The organism is Streptomyces sp. NPDC056296 (assembly GCF_042268605.1).
GTDB lineage: Bacteria > Actinomycetota > Actinomycetes > Streptomycetales > Streptomycetaceae > Streptomyces.
In genome coordinates, this window is record NZ_JBHJRX010000069.1 from 1 (window position 1) to 15,887 (window position 15,887).

Sequence of the window (15,887 nt, forward strand, 5' to 3'; positions counted from 1 at the left end):
AGCTTCCCCTTGGCGACGAACTTGTCGTACGAGGCCCTGATGCCGTCGGTGCCGCGCCGCAGCGCCTCGTCGGTGACATCGCGCAGGACGACGTCCCAGCCCGCCTGGGCGGAGACCTGGGCGATTCCGGACCCCATGAGACCGGCTCCGATGACGGCGAGCTTCCGTGCCACTGTGCGACTCCCCTGATACGCGCTGTTTCTCTTCTCTCGGCCGGAGATTAGCGGGCGTGAGGGGCTGTGTGACCGGTTAGTAACGCGCGTCACGTCTCAGATGACGGACATCACACCGAGGGCTGCCATTCGGATGTCAGCCCGCTCCCCGTACGGCGTAGTTGAGCACCTTCTCGCTCAACAGCTCCTCCATTTCGTCCAGCAGCAGGACGTCGCGGGAGATCCGTACGGCCGATTGACCTGACCCGCCCTCAGGGCGCGCGTCATCGGCGACTACGCGACGGGGCACATGCCGTACGGCGTCCTGGTCGCCCTCGCCTGCACCGCGCCGGCCGTGACGGTGGGCACACGCGTGGTCCGTACCGCCGGAGCGTAACTACGCTGGCCCCATGGTCAACCTGACGCGCATCTACACCCGGACCGGCGACCAGGGCACCACCGCCCTCGGTGACATGAGCCGGGTCCCCAAGACCGACCTCAGGATCTCCGCGTACGCCGACGCCAACGAGGCGAACGCGGTGATCGGCACGGCGATCGCCCTCGGCGGCCTGCACGAGGAGGTCGTCAAGGTCCTCGTCCGCGTCCAGAACGACCTGTTCGACGTGGGCGCGGACCTGTCGACGCCGGTGGTGGAGAACCCGGAGTTCCCGCCCCTGAGGGTCGAGCAGTTCTACGTCGACAAGCTGGAGGCGGACTGCGACCGCTTCCTGGCCGAGGTGGAGAAGCTCCGCTCCTTCATCCTGCCCGGCGGCACGCCCGGCGCGGCCCTGCTGCACCAGGCGTGCACGGTGGTCCGGCGGGCCGAGCGCTCCACGTGGGCGGCGCTGGAGGTCCACGGCGAGTCGATGAACCCGCTCACCGCGACCTACCTGAACCGCCTCTCGGACCTGCTCTTCATCCTGGCCCGGGTGGCCAACAAGGAGGTGGGGGACGTGCTGTGGGTGCCGGGCGGGGAGCGCTGAGCGCTCCGCGGGGTGTGGGGTGACGGCCGTCGGTCGTCTACCGCTTCGTCGTGGCTGATCGCGCAGTTCCCCGCGCCCCTTCGGGGGCGCTCTCGCCGACCTCGGTCACCGGGTCCTTCTTCGGCCAGATCAGGTACCCGAGCGCCACCAGCCCGTGGATGGCGGCGACCCGGATCGCCACCCACTGGAAGGCCCGCAGCGACGACACGTCTCCGTCACCGACGTACCAGACCGCGCCCTGGAGCAGCGCGCAGGCCACGGCGGCGCCCAGCAGGGTGCGCAGCCACAGCCGGCCCTCGTGGGCGGCCCGCGCCCTGCCGTAGCGCGGGGGCTTCACCGGGGGTGGGCCGCCGCCCAGGCGGTGGGCGGCGTGGCCGTCGAGCCAGCGGATCGTGTAGTGGCCGTACGCGACCGTGTAGCCGATGTACAGCGCCGCCAGGCCGTGCTCCCAGCCCGGCTCGGCACCGTTTTTGAGGTCGATCGCCGTCGCGGCGAACAGCACCAGTTCCAGGACGGGCTCGCACAGCAGCAGGAAGACGCTGGTGCGGCGCCATTTCAACAGGTAGCGGGCGGCGAGTCCGAGCGCCAGCAGCACCCAGAAGCCGACCTCACAGGCGATGATCAACGCGACGACCATGACGTGCTCCCTTCGTTCACCCTTCCAGGCTCCCGTCGGAATCCGCCTCGTTCGTCGTCGCCGGTGACGAACCTCCGGTACATCGAAAGATGCAGTGCCGGACCGTCCCCCGGGATCAGGCGGGCGGGGCGCGGGGCGTGTTGGATGGTGGCATGGCCGTACGACTCCCCCGCCCGCGCCGCTTCGACGTGTACGCCGCGTCGGCCGGTCTGCTCGGCGGGCTGCTCCTGTGGGGCATCGGCCTGGGTGTGCGGCCCGCCGGCGAACCGATCGTGCTGTTCGACGGCCGCTGGCCGCTGCTGGTCCCCCTCGTCGTCATGGCGGGCTGCGAGCTGCTGCGCCGGGCCGCGCCGCGCACGGGGCTGCTGATCGGTACCGCAGCGCTGATCGGGGACACGGTCACGCAGGGCAGCCTGGTCATGCTGATCATGTACTCCGACCTGATGTACGCCGCCGTCCTGTACGGACCGCCCTCCTCCGCCCGCCGCATCCCGTGGATCACCGGGCTGCTCACCGTGGCCGCGACCGTCGTGCCGTTCGCCGTGTGGCAGGTACCCGAGGCGTTGCTCATCGGTGTCGTCGTCGGTGTCGTGTCCTTCGGGCCCGCCTCCACCGGACTGATCGTGCGCAACCACCGCGAAGCCGCCGAAGCCGCCCTGCTGCGCGCCGAACAGACCGCGTTGCTCGCGGAGATGGACCGCGTGCAGGCGGTGACCGCCGAGCGCGCCCGGATGGCCCGCGAGCTGCACGACATGGTCGCCAACCACCTCTCCGCGATCGCCATCCACTCCACGGCCGCGCTCTCCCTGGACGACCCGGCCACCACCCGGCAGGCGCTCGGCGTCATCCGTGAGAACAGCGTCGAGGGACTGGCCGAGATGCGACGCCTGATCGGCATCCTGCGGGACGACGGCGGGGACACCGAGCCGGCCGCCGCCCCCACGCTCGACGGCCTCGGCGCGCTGGTGGACGGCGCCCGCGCCAACGGCCTCGACGTCACCCTCGAGACGGTGTCCGGCGAGGGACTTCCCGCGCCGGTCGAGCTGGCCGCGTACCGGATCGTGCAGGAGTCGCTCACCAACGCGCTCAAGCACGCCTCGGAGGGGACGGTACGTGTCGTGCTCACCCGGCACGACGACGTCCTGTACGTCCGGGTGACCAGCTCGTACGGCGACCGGGAGGCCCCGCGCGCGCCCGGCTCGGGTGCCGGTCTCGTCGGCATGCGGGAGCGGGCCGCGCTGCTGCACGGCACGTTCGAGGCCGGGCCGGTGGCGGACCCCGGCTCGACGGGCGGCAAGATCTGGACCGTACGCGCCACCCTCCCCCTGACCGAAGGAGACCTCGCATGATCCGCGTCCTCGTCGCCGAGGACCAGTCCGCCGTACGCGCCGGACTGGTGCTGATCCTGGGCAGCGCCCCGGACATCGAGGTGGTCGGGGAGGCGGCGGACGGCGAGCAGGCGGTGGCGCTGGCCCGGGAGCTGCGGCCGGACGTGGTGTTGATGGACGTTCAGATGCCCCGGCTGGACGGGGTGTCGGCGACCCGGCGGGTGGTCGCGGAGCAGCTCGCCGACGTGCTCGTACTGACCACCTTCGATCTGGACGAGTACGTCTTCGGGGCGCTGCGGGCGGGGGCCTCCGGGTTCCTGCTGAAGAACACGGAGGCGAAGGACCTCCTCGCGGCCGTGCGCACGGTGGCGGGCGGCGAGGGGATCGTCGCCCCGGCCGTCACCCGGCGGTTGATCGCCGAGTTCGCCGCGAAGCCGGTCCGGGAGCCGACCGCCGATCCGTCGGTGCTCGAGGACCTCACCCGGCGCGAGCGCGAGGTGCTGTCCTGTCTCGGCGAGGGGCTGTCCAACGCGGCGATCGCCGAGCGGCTGGACATGGCGGAAGCCACGGTGAAGACGCACGTCAGCCGCCTGCTGGGGAAGCTGGCGCTGCGCAGCCGGGTGCAAGCGGCGGTGCTCGCGCAGGAGTTGGGGATCTAGTTCCCCACTCAACTACAGGCCGTAGCACTGGTCCAGACCTATTGACCTATGGTCCAGACCTTTCTATTCTCGCGGCACTGCGGGCATGAGGCTCAGTCATGCCCACGACACAACCCCACATAAGGAGGCGCAGCATGCGCTTCAGACACAAAGCCGCGGCGCTCGTCGCGGCCCTGGCGCTTCCCCTCGCCGGATTGGTCGGCCTCGCGAGTCCCGCCCAGGCGGCCACCAGCGCGACGGCCACCTTCGCCAAGACCTCGGACTGGGGCACCGGCTTCGGCGGCAAGTGGACCGTGAAGAACACCGGCACCACGACCATCAACTCCTGGAACGTCGAGTGGGACTTCCCCTCCGGCACCAAGGTCACCTCCGCCTGGGACGCCACGGTCACCAACTCCGGTGACCACTGGACCGCCAAGAACGTCGGCTGGAACGGCACCCTCGCCCCCGGGGCGTCGGTCTCCTTCGGCTTCAACGGCAGCGGCCCCGGCTCCCCGTCCAACTGCAAGCTCAACGGCGGCAGCTGCGACGGCTCCTCCGTCCCCGGCGACGAGGCACCCTCCGCGCCCGGGACACCCACCGCCTCGGGCATCACCGACACCTCGGTGAAACTGTCCTGGTCGGCGGCGACCGACGACAAGGGCATCAAGAACTACGACGTCCTGCGCGACGGCGCCAAGGTCGCCACGGTCACCGGCACCACCTACACGAACACCGGCCTGAGTGCCGGCACCGACTACTCCTACACCGTCCAGGCCCGTGACACCGCCGACCAGACCGGTCCGGTCAGCGGCGCGGTGAAGGTCACCACCACCGGCGACGGCGGCGGCCCCGACCCGCAGCCGGGCGAAGAGGTCAAGCTCGGCTACTTCACCAACTGGGGCGTCTACGGGCGCAACTACCACGTGAAGAACCTGGTCACCTCCGGCTCCGCCGAGAAGATCACGCACATCAACTACGCCTTCGGCAACGTCCAGGGCGGCAAGTGCACCATCGGCGACGCCTACGCCGACTACGACAAGGCGTACACCGCCGACCAGTCCGTCGACGGCGTCGCCGACACCTGGGACCAGCCGCTGCGCGGCAACTTCAACCAGCTGCGCAAGCTGAAGGCCCAGTACCCGCACATCAAGGTGCTGTTCTCCTTCGGCGGCTGGACCTGGTCCGGCGGATTCCCCGACGCGGTGAAGAACCCGGCCGCCTTCGCGAAGTCCTGCCACGACCTGGTCGAGGACCCGCGCTGGGCCGACGTCTTCGACGGCATCGACCTGGACTGGGAGTACCCGAACGCCTGCGGTCTCAGCTGTGACACGACCAGCGCACCGAACGCCTTCAGCACCATGATGAAGGCCATGCGCGCCGAGTTCGGCGACGACCTGGTCACCGCCGCCGTCACCGCCGACGCCTCCGACGGCGGCAAGATCGAAGCGGCCGACTACGGCGCCGCCGCGCAGTACATCGACTGGTACAATGTGATGACGTACGACTTCTTCGGCGCCTGGGCGAAGAACGGCCCGACCGCTCCGCACTCGCCGCTGACCTCGTACGACGGCATCCCGCAGCAGGGCTTCAACTCCGCCGAGGCGATCGCGAAGTTCAAGGCCGCGGGTGTCCCGGCCGACAAGCTGCTCCTCGGCATCGGCTTCTACGGCCGCGGCTGGACCGGCGTCACACAGTCCGCGCCCGGCGGCACGGCGACCGGCCCGGCGACCGGCACGTACGAGGCGGGCATCGAGGACTACAAGGTCCTCAAGAACAGCTGCCCGGCCACCGGCACCGTCGCCGGCACCGCGTACGCGCACTGCGGCAGCAACTGGTGGTCCTACGACACCCCGGCCACCGTCAAGTCCAAGATGGACTGGGCCGAGCAGCAGAAGCTGGGCGGCGCCTTCTTCTGGGAGTTCAGCGGCGACACCGCGAACGGCGAGCTGGTGAGCGCCATCGACAGCGGTCTGAAGTAATCCCTACGGGCCCAAGGCTCAAGGGCCCAAGGGCCTAAGCGACATTGACGCGCTGACCGGGCGGGGCTGCCTCAAGCCACGCGAGAAATCCGGTCAGCGCGTCTTCGCTCATCGCCAGTTCGAGCCGCGTGCCCCGATGGAGACAGGCGAGCACGACGGCGTCCGAGAGCAGCGCCAGTTCCTCCTCGCCGTCCGGGACGCGGCGGCCGGCCACCTCGATCGCGGAGCGTTCCAGGACGCGGCGCGGGCGGGGGGAGTACGAGAAGACGCGGTACCACTCGACCCGGTCGCCGTTGTAGCGGGCCACTCCGTAGGACCAGCCCTTGCCGCCTCCGTCGCCCTCCTTGGGGGCGTCCCAGCGCAGGGAGCAGTCGAAGGTGCCGCCCGATCGCTGGATCAGCCGGCGGCGCAGACCGAAGACGAAGAGCCCGATCACCACCAGGGCGACGACAATTCCGCACACAGTCAGAGCGAGGGCCATCGACACCGACCTCCTCGTCTCCTAGGTAACGGAACGGAAAAAACACCCGGATCTGCCTCAGCCGCGGCCGGGTCCGGATGGCTCCGGTCCCAGCCGCGGCTGAGTGACGTCATAGCACGACGCTATCGCACAGTGCTGTGGATCAGCGTCCCGCCGCCGCGCGCAGTCGGACGTCCGCGCGACGCTCGGCGTGGGCGTCGCCCTCCGCCTTCGCGCGCTCGAGCTCCCGCTCCGCGCGCTGGACATCGATCTCGTCCGACAGCTCGGCGATCTCGGCCAGCAGCGACAGTTTGTTGTCCGCGAACGAGATGAAACCGCCGTGCACCGCGGCGACGACCGTCCCACCGTCACTCGTACGAATGGTCACCGGGCCCGACTCCAGCACACCGAGCAGCGGCTGGTGACCGGGCATGACGCCGATGTCGCCGGACGTGGTGCGCGCGACGACCAGGGTGGCCTCGCCGGACCAGACCTCTCGGTCGGCCGCGACCAGCGCGACGTGCAGATCAGCAGCCAAGGTGGCTCCTCGGGTCACCACCCGGCCGGAGAGCCGGGTGTTGGTTACAAGTCTAATAGGCGTGACGGAGGGGGCGGGACGCGCCCGCCCCCTCCGGTGTGAGCCCTGGGGCTCACGATGAGCACGAGACTCAGGAGACGCCGAGCTCCTTGGCGTTGTTCTTCAGGTCCTCGATGCCACCGCACATGAAGAACGCCTGCTCCGGGAAGTGGTCGTACTCGCCGTCGCAGATCGCGTTGAAGGCCGCGATCGACTCCTCCAGCGGGACGTCCGACCCGTCGACGCCGGTGAACTGCTTGGCGACGTGGGTGTTCTGGGACAGGAAGCGCTCCACGCGACGGGCACGGTGGACGACGAGCTTGTCCTCCTCGCCGAGCTCGTCGATACCGAGGATCGCGATGATGTCCTGCAGGTCCTTGTACTTCTGCAGGATGTTCTTCACGCGCATCGCGGCCTGGTAGTGGTCCGCCGCGATGTACCGCGGGTCGAGGATGCGGGACGTCGAGTCCAGCGGGTCCACGGCCGGGTAGATGCCCTTCTCGGAGATCGGACGGGACAGAACCGTCGTCGCGTCGAGGTGGGCGAAGGTGGTGGCCGGGGCCGGGTCGGTCAGGTCGTCCGCGGGGACGTAGATCGCCTGCATCGAGGTGATCGAGTGACCACGGGTCGAGGTGATGCGCTCCTGGAGGAGACCCATCTCGTCGGCCAGGTTCGGCTGGTAGCCCACCGCGGAGGGCATGCGGCCGAGCAGGGTCGACACCTCGGAGCCCGCCTGGGTGAAGCGGAAGATGTTGTCGATGAAGAACAGCACGTCCTGCTTCTGGACGTCACGGAAGTACTCGGCCATGGTCAGGCCGGCCAGCGCGACGCGCAGACGGGTGCCCGGCGGCTCGTCCATCTGACCGAAGACCAGCGCGGTCTTGTCGATGACGCCGGACTCGCTCATCTCGTCGATGAGGTCGTTGCCCTCACGGGTGCGCTCACCGACACCGGCGAACACGGAGACACCGTCGTGGTTGTTGGCGACGCGGTAGATCATCTCCTGGATGAGCACCGTCTTGCCGACGCCGGCACCGCCGAACAGACCGATCTTGCCGCCCTTGACGTACGGGGTCAGCAGGTCGATGACCTTGACGCCGGTCTCGAACATCTCGGTCTTCGACTCGAGCTCGTCGAAGTTGGGCGCCTTGCGGTGGATCGGCCAGCGCTCACCGGTGTACTGCTCGTCGACGTTCAGCACCTCACCGAGGGTGTTGAACACCTTGCCCTTGGTGAAGTCGCCGACGGGGACGGAGATGGCCGAACCCGTGTCGGTCACCGCGGCCTGGCGGACCAGACCGTCGGTGGGCTGCATCGAGATGGTGCGGACCAGGCCGTCACCCAGGTGCTGGGCGACCTCCAGGGTCAGCGTCTTCAGCTCGCCCGCCTGCGCCGGGTCGGCGACCTCGACGTGGAGGGCGTTGTAGATCTCCGGCATCGCGTCGACGGGGAACTCCACGTCGACGACCGGGCCGATGACCCGGGCGACGCGGCCCGTGGCCGTCGCGGTCTCAACAGTGGTGGTCATTAGTTGTCACTCCCCGCGTTCGCGTCGGCCAGGGCACTGGCGCCACCGACGATCTCGCTGATTTCCTGGGTGATTTCGGCCTGGCGGGCCGCGTTGGCAAGACGGGAGAGCGTGTTGATCAGCTCGCCCGCGTTGTCGGTGGCCGACTTCATCGCGCGCCGCGTGGCGGCGTGCTTGGAAGCGGCCGACTGCAGCAGCGCGTTGTAGACGCGGCTCTCGACGTAGCGCGGCAGCAGGGCGTCGAGGACGTCCTCCGCCGACGGCTCGAAGTCGTACAGCGGAAGGATCTCGTCCTTCGCCGCGGACTCCTGAGCCACCTCGTCGAGACTCAGCGGCAGCAGCCGGGAGTCGACCGCCGTCTGCGTCATCATCGAGACGAACTCGGTGTAGACGATGTGGAGCTCGTCCACGCCGCCTTCCGCCGTCTCCTTCTCGATGGCCTCGATCAGCGGCGCCGCGACCTTCTTGGCGTCCGCGTACGAGGGCTCGTCGGTGAAGCCCGCGAACGACTCCGCGACCTTGCGCTCGCGGAAGTTGTAGTGGGCGAGACCGCGCCGGCCGACGATGTACGTGTCGACCTGCCTGCCCTCACGCTCGAGGCGCTCGGTCAGCTGCTCCGCCGCCTTGATGGCGTTGGAGTTGAAGGCGCCGGCCAGACCGCGGTCGCTCGTGAGGAGCAGGACCGCGGCACGGGTCGGGTTGTCCGCCTCCGTGGTCAGCGGGTGCTTGGTGTTCGAACCGGTACCGACCGCCGTGACCGCGCGGGTCAGTTCCTGCGCGTACGGCGTGGAGGCCGCCACCTTGCGCTGCGCCTTGACGACGCGCGAGGCGGCGATCATCTCCATCGCCTTGGTGATCTTCTTGGTCGCGGTGACGGATCGGATGCGACGCTTGTAGACCCGGAGCTGGGCTCCCATGAGTCAGGTCCCTTCCTTACGTCACTTGGCGACGGACGGGGCGTCCTCGCCGAGCAGCTTGCCGTCCGAGGTCTCGAACTGCTTCTTGAACGCGGTGATCGCCTCGGCGATGGCCTGCAAGGTGTCGTCGGACATCTTGGCGCCCTCGCGGATGGAGGTCATCAGGCCCTGCTCCTGGCGGTGCAGGTACTCGAGGAGCTCCTTCTCGAAGCGGCGGATGTCGGCGACCGGCACCTCGTCCATCTTGCCGGTGGTGCCGGCCCAGACGGAGACGACCTGGTCCTCGGTGGCCATCGGCTGGTACTGGTTCTGCTTCAGCAGCTCGACCATGCGCTGACCGCGCTCCAGCTGCGACTTCGACGCGGCGTCCAGGTCGGAACCGAAGGCGGCGAACGCCTCCAGCTCACGGAACTGGGCGAGGTCCACGCGCAGTCGGCCGGAGACCTGCCGCATGGCCTTGTGCTGGGCGGAGCCACCGACGCGGGAGACCGAGATACCGACGTTCAGGGCCGGGCGCTGACCGGCGTTGAACAGGTCGGACTCCAGGAAGCACTGGCCGTCGGTGATGGAGATGACGTTGGTCGGGATGAACGCCGACACGTCGTTGGCCTTGGTCTCGACGATCGGCAGACCCGTCATCGAGCCGGCGCCCTCGGCGTCGGAGAGCTTCGCGCAGCGCTCCAGCAGACGGGAGTGCAGGTAGAAGACGTCACCGGGGTAGGCCTCGCGGCCCGGCGGACGGCGCAGCAGCAGCGACACGGCGCGGTAGGCGTCGGCCTGCTTCGACAGGTCGTCGAAGATGATCAGGACGTGCTTGCCCTCGTACATCCACTGCTGGCCGATGGCCGAGCCGGTGTACGGCGCCAGGTACTTGAAGCCGGCCGGGTCGGACGCCGGGGCGGCCACGATGGTCGTGTACTCCAGCGCGCCGTTCTCCTCCAGCGCGCCGCGGACCGACGCGATCGTCGAGCCCTTCTGGCCGATGGCGACGTAGATGCAGCGGACCTGCTTGCTCGGGTCGCCGGTGCGCCAGTTGTCACGCTGGTTGATGATCGTGTCGACGGCCAGCGCGGTCTTGCCGGTCTGGCGGTCGCCGATGACCAGCTGACGCTGACCGCGGCCGATCGGGGTCATGGCGTCGACGGCCTTGTAGCCCGTTTCCATCGGCTCGTGCACCGACTTGCGCTGCATGACCGTGGGGGCCTGCAGTTCGAGGGCGCGGCGGCCCTCCGTCTCGATCTCGCCGAGGCCGTCGATCGGGTTGCCGAGGGGGTCGACGACGCGGCCGAGGTAGCCCTCGCCCACGGCGACCGACAGGACCTCGCCGGTACGGGTGACCGGCTGGCCCTCCTCGATACCGCTGAACTCACCGAGGACGACGCAACCGATCTCGCGCTCCTCGAGGTTGAGGGCGAGGCCGAGGGTGCCGTCCTCGAACTTCAGCAGTTCGTTGGCCATGGCCGAGGGGAGACCCTCGACCTTCGCGATGCCGTCGCCGGCAAGGGTGACCGTACCGACTTCCTCGCGCGAGGCCGCGTCCGGCTTGTACGACTGGACGAAGTTCTCCAGCGCGTCCCGGATCTCCTCCGGCCGGATCGTGAGCTCCGCCATCTGAGTTCCCTGCTCTCCTTGTTGGGCCCGAAGTTTCACTTGGGGGGTATTCCACGAGTCGGGGACTCCCCCCAAAAAGAGGTGAATCCTCTGCACGGCCCAACCAGGGCCGTCGTAAGTACGTACTGCTTGTTGTGCTGTTGTCTCGGGGGCGTCAGCTCGCCAGTCGGCGGCCGGCGTCCTCCAGGCGGTCCGCGATGGAGCCGTTGATGACCTCGTCGCCGACCTGCACCCGGATCCCGCCGAGGACCTCGGGGTCCACGTCGAGGTTGAGGTGCATCGGGCGGCCGTAGACCTTCGCGAGGGCCGCGCCGAGGCGCTGCTTCTGCGTGTCGCTCAGCGGCACCGCCGAGGTGACGACGGCGACCATCCGGTCCCGCCGGTCGGCGGCGAGCCTGGACAGGGATTCGAGTCCCGACTCCAGGCTACGTCCCCGCGGCACGGTGACAAGGCGCGTCACCAGACGCTCGGTGGTCACGTCCGCCCGGCCGCCGAGCAGGCTGCGCAGCAGCTCGCCCTTGGCCGAGGTGGTGGCCGAGCGGTTGGTCAGCGCGGCGCGCAGCTCGGTGTTCGAGGAGACGATCCGGCCGAACCGGAAGAGCTCGTCCTCGACGTTGTCGAGCCTGCCCGCCTTCTGCGCGGCGGTGAGGTCGGCGGTGTCCGCCAGCTCCTCCAGCGCGTCCACCAGGTCGCGCGACTGCGACCAGCGGGAGCGCACCATGCCGGCCACCAGGTCGGCGGCGGGACCGCTGACCTGGGTGCCGAGGAGGCGCTGGGCGAGCTCGGCCTTGGCCTCGCCGGCCTGCGCCGGGTCGGTCAGGACCCGACGCAGCGACACCTCGCGGTGGAGCAGCGCGGTGACGGCGGCCAGCTCGTCGGCGAGCGAGCCGGCGTCCACGGACGTGGAGTCCGTCAGCGCGTCGAGACGCTCACGTGCGGCGGCAAGGGCCTCGCGGCTCGCTCCGTGCATCCCACTCATCGGGACGCCTCTGCCGTCGTCGCCTTGTCGTCCAGCTCGTCCAGGAAGCGGTCGATGACGCGGCTCTGCCGGGCGTGGTCCTCGAGGGACTCGCCGACGAGCTTGCCGGCCAGCTGAGTGGCCAGCTGTCCGACGTCCTGGCGCAGCGCGGACGCGGCGGCCTTGCGGTCGGCCTGGATCTGGGCGTGACCGGCGGCGATGATCTCCTCACGCTGCCGCTGGCCTTCCGCGCGCATCTCGGCGATGAGCGTGGCGCCCTGCTCCTGCGCCTCCTGGCGCAGGCGCGCGGCCTCGTGCCGGGCCTCGGCGAGCTGGGCCTTGTACTGCTCAAGGACGCTCTGGGCCTCGGTCTGCGCGGCCTCGGCCTTCTCGATACCGCCCTCGATGGCCTCGCGACGCTCTTCCAGAACCTTGTTGATGTTCGGGAGCAGCTTCTTGGCGAGGAAGCCGAAGACGATGACGAAAGCGATGAGGCCGATGACAACTTCCGGCCACGGCGGAATGAGGGGATTCTCCTTCTCACCCTCAGCCGCCAGGAAAACCAGGGCGGAGTTCACATCAGTGCCTTTCGTCGAAAGGGTCGGTCGTCAGTGCTCGTCTTAGTAGACGAACGGCATGACGAGACCGATCAGGGCGAGCGCCTCACAGAAGGCGAAGCCCAGGATCTGGTTGGCGCGGATGAGGCCGGCCGCCTCGGGCTGACGGGCGAGGGCCTGGGTGCCGTTACCGAAGATGATGCCGACGCCGACGCCGGGGCCAATGGCGGCCAGGCCGTAACCGACGGAGCTGAGCGAACCTTCGACGGCAGCAAGGGTCTGGGACATGCCAGTTCTTCCTTTTCTTTACGGACCGGTGGGGGTTGGCCACCGGACGGCTGGGGGGTACGAGGCGGGACGGGCTCAGTGGTGCTCGGCGAGCGCGCCCTGGATGTAGGTGCAGGTCAGCAGCACGAACACGTACGCCTGCACGGCCTGGATGAAGAGCTCGAAGGCCGTCATGATGATCGTCATCACGAACGAGACGCCCGCGTAGGCGATGCCGATGCCGTTCAGCAGGTACCAGCTGGCGATCGTGAAGAGGAGCAGCAGCGTGTGGCCCGCGAACATGTTCGCGAAGAGCCGGACGGCGTGCGTGAAGGGGCGGACCAGCAGGTTCGAGAAGAACTCGATGGTCATCGACAGCGGCAGCACCGCGCCGAGCGACTTGTCGTAGCCGGTGACGTTCTTGAAGAAGCCGACGAATCCGTGGCGCTTAAAGGTGAGCGAGACCCACAACACGTAGACGATCAGAGCCAGGACCATCGGGTAGGCGATGATCGAGGTCACCGGGAACTGGGCGACCGGAATGATCGACCAGAGGTTCATCATCCAGACGAAGAAGAAGAGAGTGACGATCAGCGGAACGTACTTCTCTCCTTCCTTCTTGCCGATGGTCTCGTAGACCACACCGCGGCGGATGAAGTCGTAACCGGCCTCGGCGACCATCTGGAGCTTGCCCGGGACGACCTTCGGCTTGCCGAACGCCGCCCAGAAGAAGCCCACGATGACGATCGACCCGAGCAGCGCCAGCAGCATCGGCTTGTTGAAGTACAGGCCGTTGCCGTCTGCGTTGCCCCAGAGCGGCTCGAAGAGGAACGAGTGCAGGCCGGGAGCCGGGAAGCCACATCCGTCGAAAATGTGGCAGTCGGTCTCGAAGGCGAGCACCTGCGTCGGGTCAGCACTCACCGCGGGCTCCTTCATCGTGGCGCATGGGTACGGCAACCTCGTTGTGTCGGCGCGGCGCGGGGCCGCAGTTCGGCACGGGACTGGTGTTACGGGTGTGGGGGCGGCTGTGGGGCATCTCGCCTCGCGATGGTGCAGGCGTCAGCTGGGATGCCCGCGCCCGCGATGCCGCAGTTGGCACCGGACGATAGCAGGACTTCACATGCCTCTTTATCCCGGCCCTACCCCTCACGACGAGTGGCCCGTCTTTTCGGGCTTTTCGCTCGACGAGTCGGGTTCGACGTAGAGAATCTTGGCCTTCATGTGGGCGCGCGTCTGCGCGGCGATCCACGCGAGTGTGACGACGACCAGGGTGATCGCGAAGGACCGGGGGTTGAACAACGTCGTGTTCTTGAACGCGGCGAGGAAGACGAACAGCAGCAGGATCTGTGCCGCGTAGAGCATCAGGCCCATCGCCTGGAAAAGGTGCGGAAGCGATTTGGCGGTGCGCTGCAGGACGTAGAGACCGATCCCCATGAAGAGCATCGCCACCGCTGTCGCGACGACGGCACCCACCGCGCCCTTGCCGCCGGCGACCACGGCACTGACGACGGCGGCTACCGCGCCGACGGCAGCCGTGGGCACGGCAGCCTGAAGCAGGATCCGGACGTCATTGGACGGCATGGCGGCAACTCCGCTTTCACACACAGGGGGCAGGTGTCGTCATGGACGAGCGTAGTCCCGGGCCGAACGGGGTCTTCGCGCCCAAGAGACCGTCGCACTACGGTCCTTAGGCTCTACCCGGGGGTTCTCGTGAACCGTATCACAAACTATTTGATGAGCTCTTTACCTGCGGGTGTGCTTACTGTCACACATGAGAGTGACAGTGCGCGTCTGAGCAATTACGACACCCACTTGTCTGGTAATGGGGTACTTCGCTCCCCCACGACTTGGCAATGCTCTAGTCAGATTCTTACCTTGCGCGCGAGCGGGGGCCGATGGCGGTAGCCCCGTTGACGCCCGCGGCGACGGGAACACGCTCGTGTGCCTCGTCCGTCTCTGCTTCGGCCACGGTGGGCTCGGCCTCGACGACCGCTACCGCCCTGCGGCGGCGGTACCGGGGCGGCACGAAGCGCTCCGCCCAGCGCGGGGCGCGCGGGGTGAAGCGCGGCAGCAGGAGCAGGACCAGGCCGATCGCGCTGAGGAAGACGACGCTCAGCACGATCCACATGGACGCGGCGTTCACGGAGTAGGCGAGCGCCCCGAACGCGATCAGCGCCGAGAAGAAGTACATGATCAGCACCGCGCGGCTGTGCGAGTGGCCGATCTCCAGCAGCCGGTGGTGCAGATGCCCCCGGTCCGCGGCGAACGGCGACTGGCCGCGCCAGGTGCGCCGGACGATCGCCAGGATCAGGTCGGCGGCCGGGATGGCGATGATGGTCAGCGGCATCAGCAGCGGGATGTAGACGGGCACCATCTGGTGCACGGTGTTGCGCTCGGACCCGGAGAACAGCCGCATCGCGTCCGGGTCCACCTGCCCCGTCACCGAGATCGCGCCCGCCGCCAGCACCAGGCCGATCAGCATCGACCCCGAGTCGCCCATGAAGATCCGGGCGGGGTGCATGTTGTGCGGCAGGAAGCCCAGGCACATGCCCATCAGGATGGCCGCGAACAGTGAGGCGGGCGCCGCCGCCTCGATGCCGTACGAGTACCAGATCCGGTAGGCGTACATGAAGAACGCCGCCGCCGCGATGCACACCATGCCGGCCGCGAGACCGTCGAGGCCGTCCACGAAGTTGACCGCGTTGATGGTGATGACGACCAGCGCCACCGTCAGCAGGGTGCCCTGCCACTGGGTCAGCGCCACGTTGCCGACGCCCGGGAGGGGAATCCACAGAATGGTCAGGCCCTGCACCACCATCACGCCGGCGGCGATCATCTGCCCGCCGAGCTTGATCAGGGCGTCGATCTCGAACTTGTCGTCCAGGACGCCGATCAGCCAGATCACGGCCGCGCCGGAGAGCAGGGCCCGCGGCTCGTTCGAGTTCTCGAAGACCTCACTGAGGTTGGTGAGGTGGTCGGCGACCAGCAGGCCCGCGCACAGTCCGAAGAACATCGCGATCCCGCCGAGGCGCGGAGTGGGCTCCCGGTGCACGTCACGTGCCCGGATCTCCGGCATCGCCCCCGCCACGATCGCGAACTTGCGTACCGGCCCTGTCAGCAGATACGTCACCGCGGCCGTGACGCAGAGCGTCAGCAGGTATTCACGCACGGGCTTCCCCACAGGTCTCGCTGGCCATTCCCGGCCCACCACCCTAGCGATGCGCGCATATGGTTGGGGACTTCCGGGTAGCGACGATGGTTGCACGTGTGGCTGTGCATGTGCGTGCGCCTA

Annotated in this window: 17 protein-coding genes and 2 pseudogenes; 5 read left to right on the plus strand and 14 right to left on the minus strand. The window is 68.6% G+C overall.

The window, feature by feature from the left end; all coding sequences use genetic code 11:
• Together ACFCZF_RS35275 and ACFCZF_RS35280 are read right to left on the minus strand one after the other, a co-directional pair.
• The coding region (locus tag ACFCZF_RS35275) for a 3-hydroxyacyl-CoA dehydrogenase NAD-binding domain-containing protein (protein WP_376675138.1) at positions 1-221 on the minus strand (221 nt) is incomplete at its 3' end.
• Positions 222-309: 88 nt separating this feature from the next.
• A pseudogene (locus ACFCZF_RS35280) lies at positions 310-393 on the minus strand (TetR/AcrR family transcriptional regulator); the annotation flags it as partial.
• A 48-nt stretch (positions 394-441) separates the two neighbouring features.
• Here ACFCZF_RS35280 and ACFCZF_RS35285 point away from each other — a divergent pair.
• Together ACFCZF_RS35285 and ACFCZF_RS35290 are read left to right on the plus strand one after the other, a co-directional pair.
• Positions 442-549: pseudogene (locus tag ACFCZF_RS35285) on the plus strand (ABC transporter permease); the annotation flags it as partial.
• A 13-nt stretch (positions 550-562) separates the two neighbouring features.
• Complete coding sequence (locus tag ACFCZF_RS35290; protein ID WP_210960441.1) at positions 563-1,135, plus strand: cob(I)yrinic acid a,c-diamide adenosyltransferase; 573 nt, start codon at positions 563-565, stop codon at positions 1,133-1,135.
• Between the two features lie 37 nt (positions 1,136-1,172).
• On the opposite strand, the gene ACFCZF_RS35295 is transcribed toward ACFCZF_RS35290, so the two are convergent.
• Entirely contained in the window at positions 1,173-1,772 is a 600-nt protein-coding gene (locus tag ACFCZF_RS35295; RefSeq protein WP_376675118.1) for a hypothetical protein, read from the minus strand.
• Positions 1,773-1,924: 152 nt separating this feature from the next.
• Between ACFCZF_RS35295 and ACFCZF_RS35300 the strand changes: the two genes are divergently transcribed.
• From ACFCZF_RS35300 to ACFCZF_RS35310, 3 genes are all read left to right on the plus strand, one after another.
• Positions 1,925-3,121: a sensor histidine kinase gene (locus tag ACFCZF_RS35300; protein WP_376675119.1), complete on the plus strand. Its 1,197-nt coding sequence runs from the start codon at positions 1,925-1,927 to the stop codon at positions 3,119-3,121.
• On the plus strand, positions 3,118-3,759 hold the full coding sequence (locus tag ACFCZF_RS35305) for a response regulator (protein ID WP_376675120.1): 642 nt from the start codon (positions 3,118-3,120) through the stop codon (positions 3,757-3,759). The genes ACFCZF_RS35300 and ACFCZF_RS35305 overlap by 4 nt, the downstream gene beginning before the upstream one ends.
• 134 nt (positions 3,760-3,893) lie before the next feature.
• Positions 3,894-5,720: a glycosyl hydrolase family 18 protein gene (locus ACFCZF_RS35310; RefSeq protein WP_376675121.1), complete on the plus strand. Its 1,827-nt coding sequence runs from the start codon at positions 3,894-3,896 to the stop codon at positions 5,718-5,720.
• A gap of 34 nt (positions 5,721-5,754) precedes the next feature.
• Here the strand turns inward: ACFCZF_RS35310 and ACFCZF_RS35315 are convergent, their stop codons facing one another.
• The 11 genes from ACFCZF_RS35315 to ACFCZF_RS35365 form a co-directional block, all read right to left on the minus strand.
• Positions 5,755-6,201 carry a DUF2550 domain-containing protein gene (locus tag ACFCZF_RS35315; RefSeq protein WP_375914518.1) on the minus strand — a complete coding sequence of 149 codons (447 nt, stop codon included), beginning with the start codon at positions 6,199-6,201 and terminating at the stop codon, positions 5,755-5,757.
• Positions 6,202-6,343: 142 nt separating this feature from the next.
• The gene (locus tag ACFCZF_RS35320) at positions 6,344-6,718 is read right to left on the minus strand and encodes a F0F1 ATP synthase subunit epsilon (protein WP_064729863.1); all 375 of its coding nucleotides are present in this window, start codon (positions 6,716-6,718) and stop codon (positions 6,344-6,346) included.
• 130 nt (positions 6,719-6,848) lie between these two features.
• Positions 6,849-8,285, minus strand: coding sequence for a F0F1 ATP synthase subunit beta (gene atpD / locus ACFCZF_RS35325; RefSeq protein ID WP_375914515.1), 1,437 nt, complete (start codon positions 8,283-8,285; stop codon positions 6,849-6,851).
• Positions 8,285-9,202 (minus strand): F0F1 ATP synthase subunit gamma, encoded by a 918-nt coding sequence (locus ACFCZF_RS35330; protein WP_376675122.1) that lies wholly within the window; start codon positions 9,200-9,202, stop codon positions 8,285-8,287. Before ACFCZF_RS35330 ends, atpD begins: the two co-directional genes overlap by 1 nt.
• A gap of 21 nt (positions 9,203-9,223) precedes the next feature.
• Positions 9,224-10,813 (minus strand): F0F1 ATP synthase subunit alpha, encoded by a 1,590-nt coding sequence (atpA, locus tag ACFCZF_RS35335; protein ID WP_376675123.1) that lies wholly within the window; start codon positions 10,811-10,813, stop codon positions 9,224-9,226.
• 154 nt (positions 10,814-10,967) lie between these two features.
• Positions 10,968-11,783: a F0F1 ATP synthase subunit delta gene (locus tag ACFCZF_RS35340; RefSeq protein ID WP_376675139.1), complete on the minus strand. Its 816-nt coding sequence runs from the start codon at positions 11,781-11,783 to the stop codon at positions 10,968-10,970.
• A 5-nt stretch (positions 11,784-11,788) separates the two neighbouring features.
• Positions 11,789-12,349, minus strand: coding sequence for a F0F1 ATP synthase subunit B (locus ACFCZF_RS35345; RefSeq protein ID WP_376675124.1), 561 nt, complete (start codon positions 12,347-12,349; stop codon positions 11,789-11,791).
• A gap of 42 nt (positions 12,350-12,391) precedes the next feature.
• Positions 12,392-12,616 carry an ATP synthase F0 subunit C gene (gene atpE, locus ACFCZF_RS35350; protein ID WP_030545783.1) on the minus strand — a complete coding sequence of 75 codons (225 nt, stop codon included), beginning with the start codon at positions 12,614-12,616 and terminating at the stop codon, positions 12,392-12,394.
• Positions 12,617-12,691: 75 nt separating this feature from the next.
• Positions 12,692-13,531 (minus strand): F0F1 ATP synthase subunit A, encoded by an 840-nt coding sequence (gene atpB, locus ACFCZF_RS35355; RefSeq protein ID WP_376675125.1) that lies wholly within the window; start codon positions 13,529-13,531, stop codon positions 12,692-12,694.
• A gap of 210 nt (positions 13,532-13,741) precedes the next feature.
• Positions 13,742-14,176 (minus strand): hypothetical protein, encoded by a 435-nt coding sequence (locus ACFCZF_RS35360; RefSeq protein WP_376675126.1) that lies wholly within the window; start codon positions 14,174-14,176, stop codon positions 13,742-13,744.
• Positions 14,177-14,465: 289 nt separating this feature from the next.
• The gene (locus ACFCZF_RS35365; RefSeq protein WP_376675127.1) at positions 14,466-15,764 is read right to left on the minus strand and encodes an MraY family glycosyltransferase; all 1,299 of its coding nucleotides are present in this window, start codon (positions 15,762-15,764) and stop codon (positions 14,466-14,468) included.
• Positions 15,765-15,887 lie beyond the last annotated feature (123 nt).

Excerpts from the sequence above, each read along its gene's own strand:
- ACFCZF_RS35290 (WP_210960441.1), top strand. The coding sequence starts at position 563 with ATGGTCAACCTGACGCGCATCTACACCCGGACCGGCGACCAGGGCACC.
- ACFCZF_RS35295 (WP_376675118.1), bottom strand. The coding sequence starts at position 1,772 with ATGGTCGTCGCGTTGATCATCGCCTGTGAGGTCGGCTTCTGGGTGCTG.
- ACFCZF_RS35300 (WP_376675119.1), top strand. The coding sequence starts at position 1,925 with ATGGCCGTACGACTCCCCCGCCCGCGCCGCTTCGACGTGTACGCCGCG.
- ACFCZF_RS35305 (WP_376675120.1), top strand. The coding sequence starts at position 3,118 with ATGATCCGCGTCCTCGTCGCCGAGGACCAGTCCGCCGTACGCGCCGGA.
- ACFCZF_RS35310 (WP_376675121.1), top strand. The coding sequence starts at position 3,894 with ATGCGCTTCAGACACAAAGCCGCGGCGCTCGTCGCGGCCCTGGCGCTT.
- ACFCZF_RS35315 (WP_375914518.1), bottom strand. The coding sequence starts at position 6,201 with ATGGCCCTCGCTCTGACTGTGTGCGGAATTGTCGTCGCCCTGGTGGTG.
- atpD (WP_375914515.1), bottom strand. The coding sequence starts at position 8,285 with ATGACCACCACTGTTGAGACCGCGACGGCCACGGGCCGCGTCGCCCGG.
- ACFCZF_RS35330 (WP_376675122.1), bottom strand. The coding sequence starts at position 9,202 with ATGGGAGCCCAGCTCCGGGTCTACAAGCGTCGCATCCGATCCGTCACC.
- atpA (WP_376675123.1), bottom strand. The coding sequence starts at position 10,813 with ATGGCGGAGCTCACGATCCGGCCGGAGGAGATCCGGGACGCGCTGGAG.
- ACFCZF_RS35340 (WP_376675139.1), bottom strand. The coding sequence starts at position 11,783 with ATGCACGGAGCGAGCCGCGAGGCCCTTGCCGCCGCACGTGAGCGTCTC.
- atpE (WP_030545783.1), bottom strand. The coding sequence starts at position 12,616 with ATGTCCCAGACCCTTGCTGCCGTCGAAGGTTCGCTCAGCTCCGTCGGT.
- atpB (WP_376675125.1), bottom strand. The coding sequence starts at position 13,531 with ATGAAGGAGCCCGCGGTGAGTGCTGACCCGACGCAGGTGCTCGCCTTC.
- ACFCZF_RS35360 (WP_376675126.1), bottom strand. The coding sequence starts at position 14,176 with ATGCCGTCCAATGACGTCCGGATCCTGCTTCAGGCTGCCGTGCCCACG.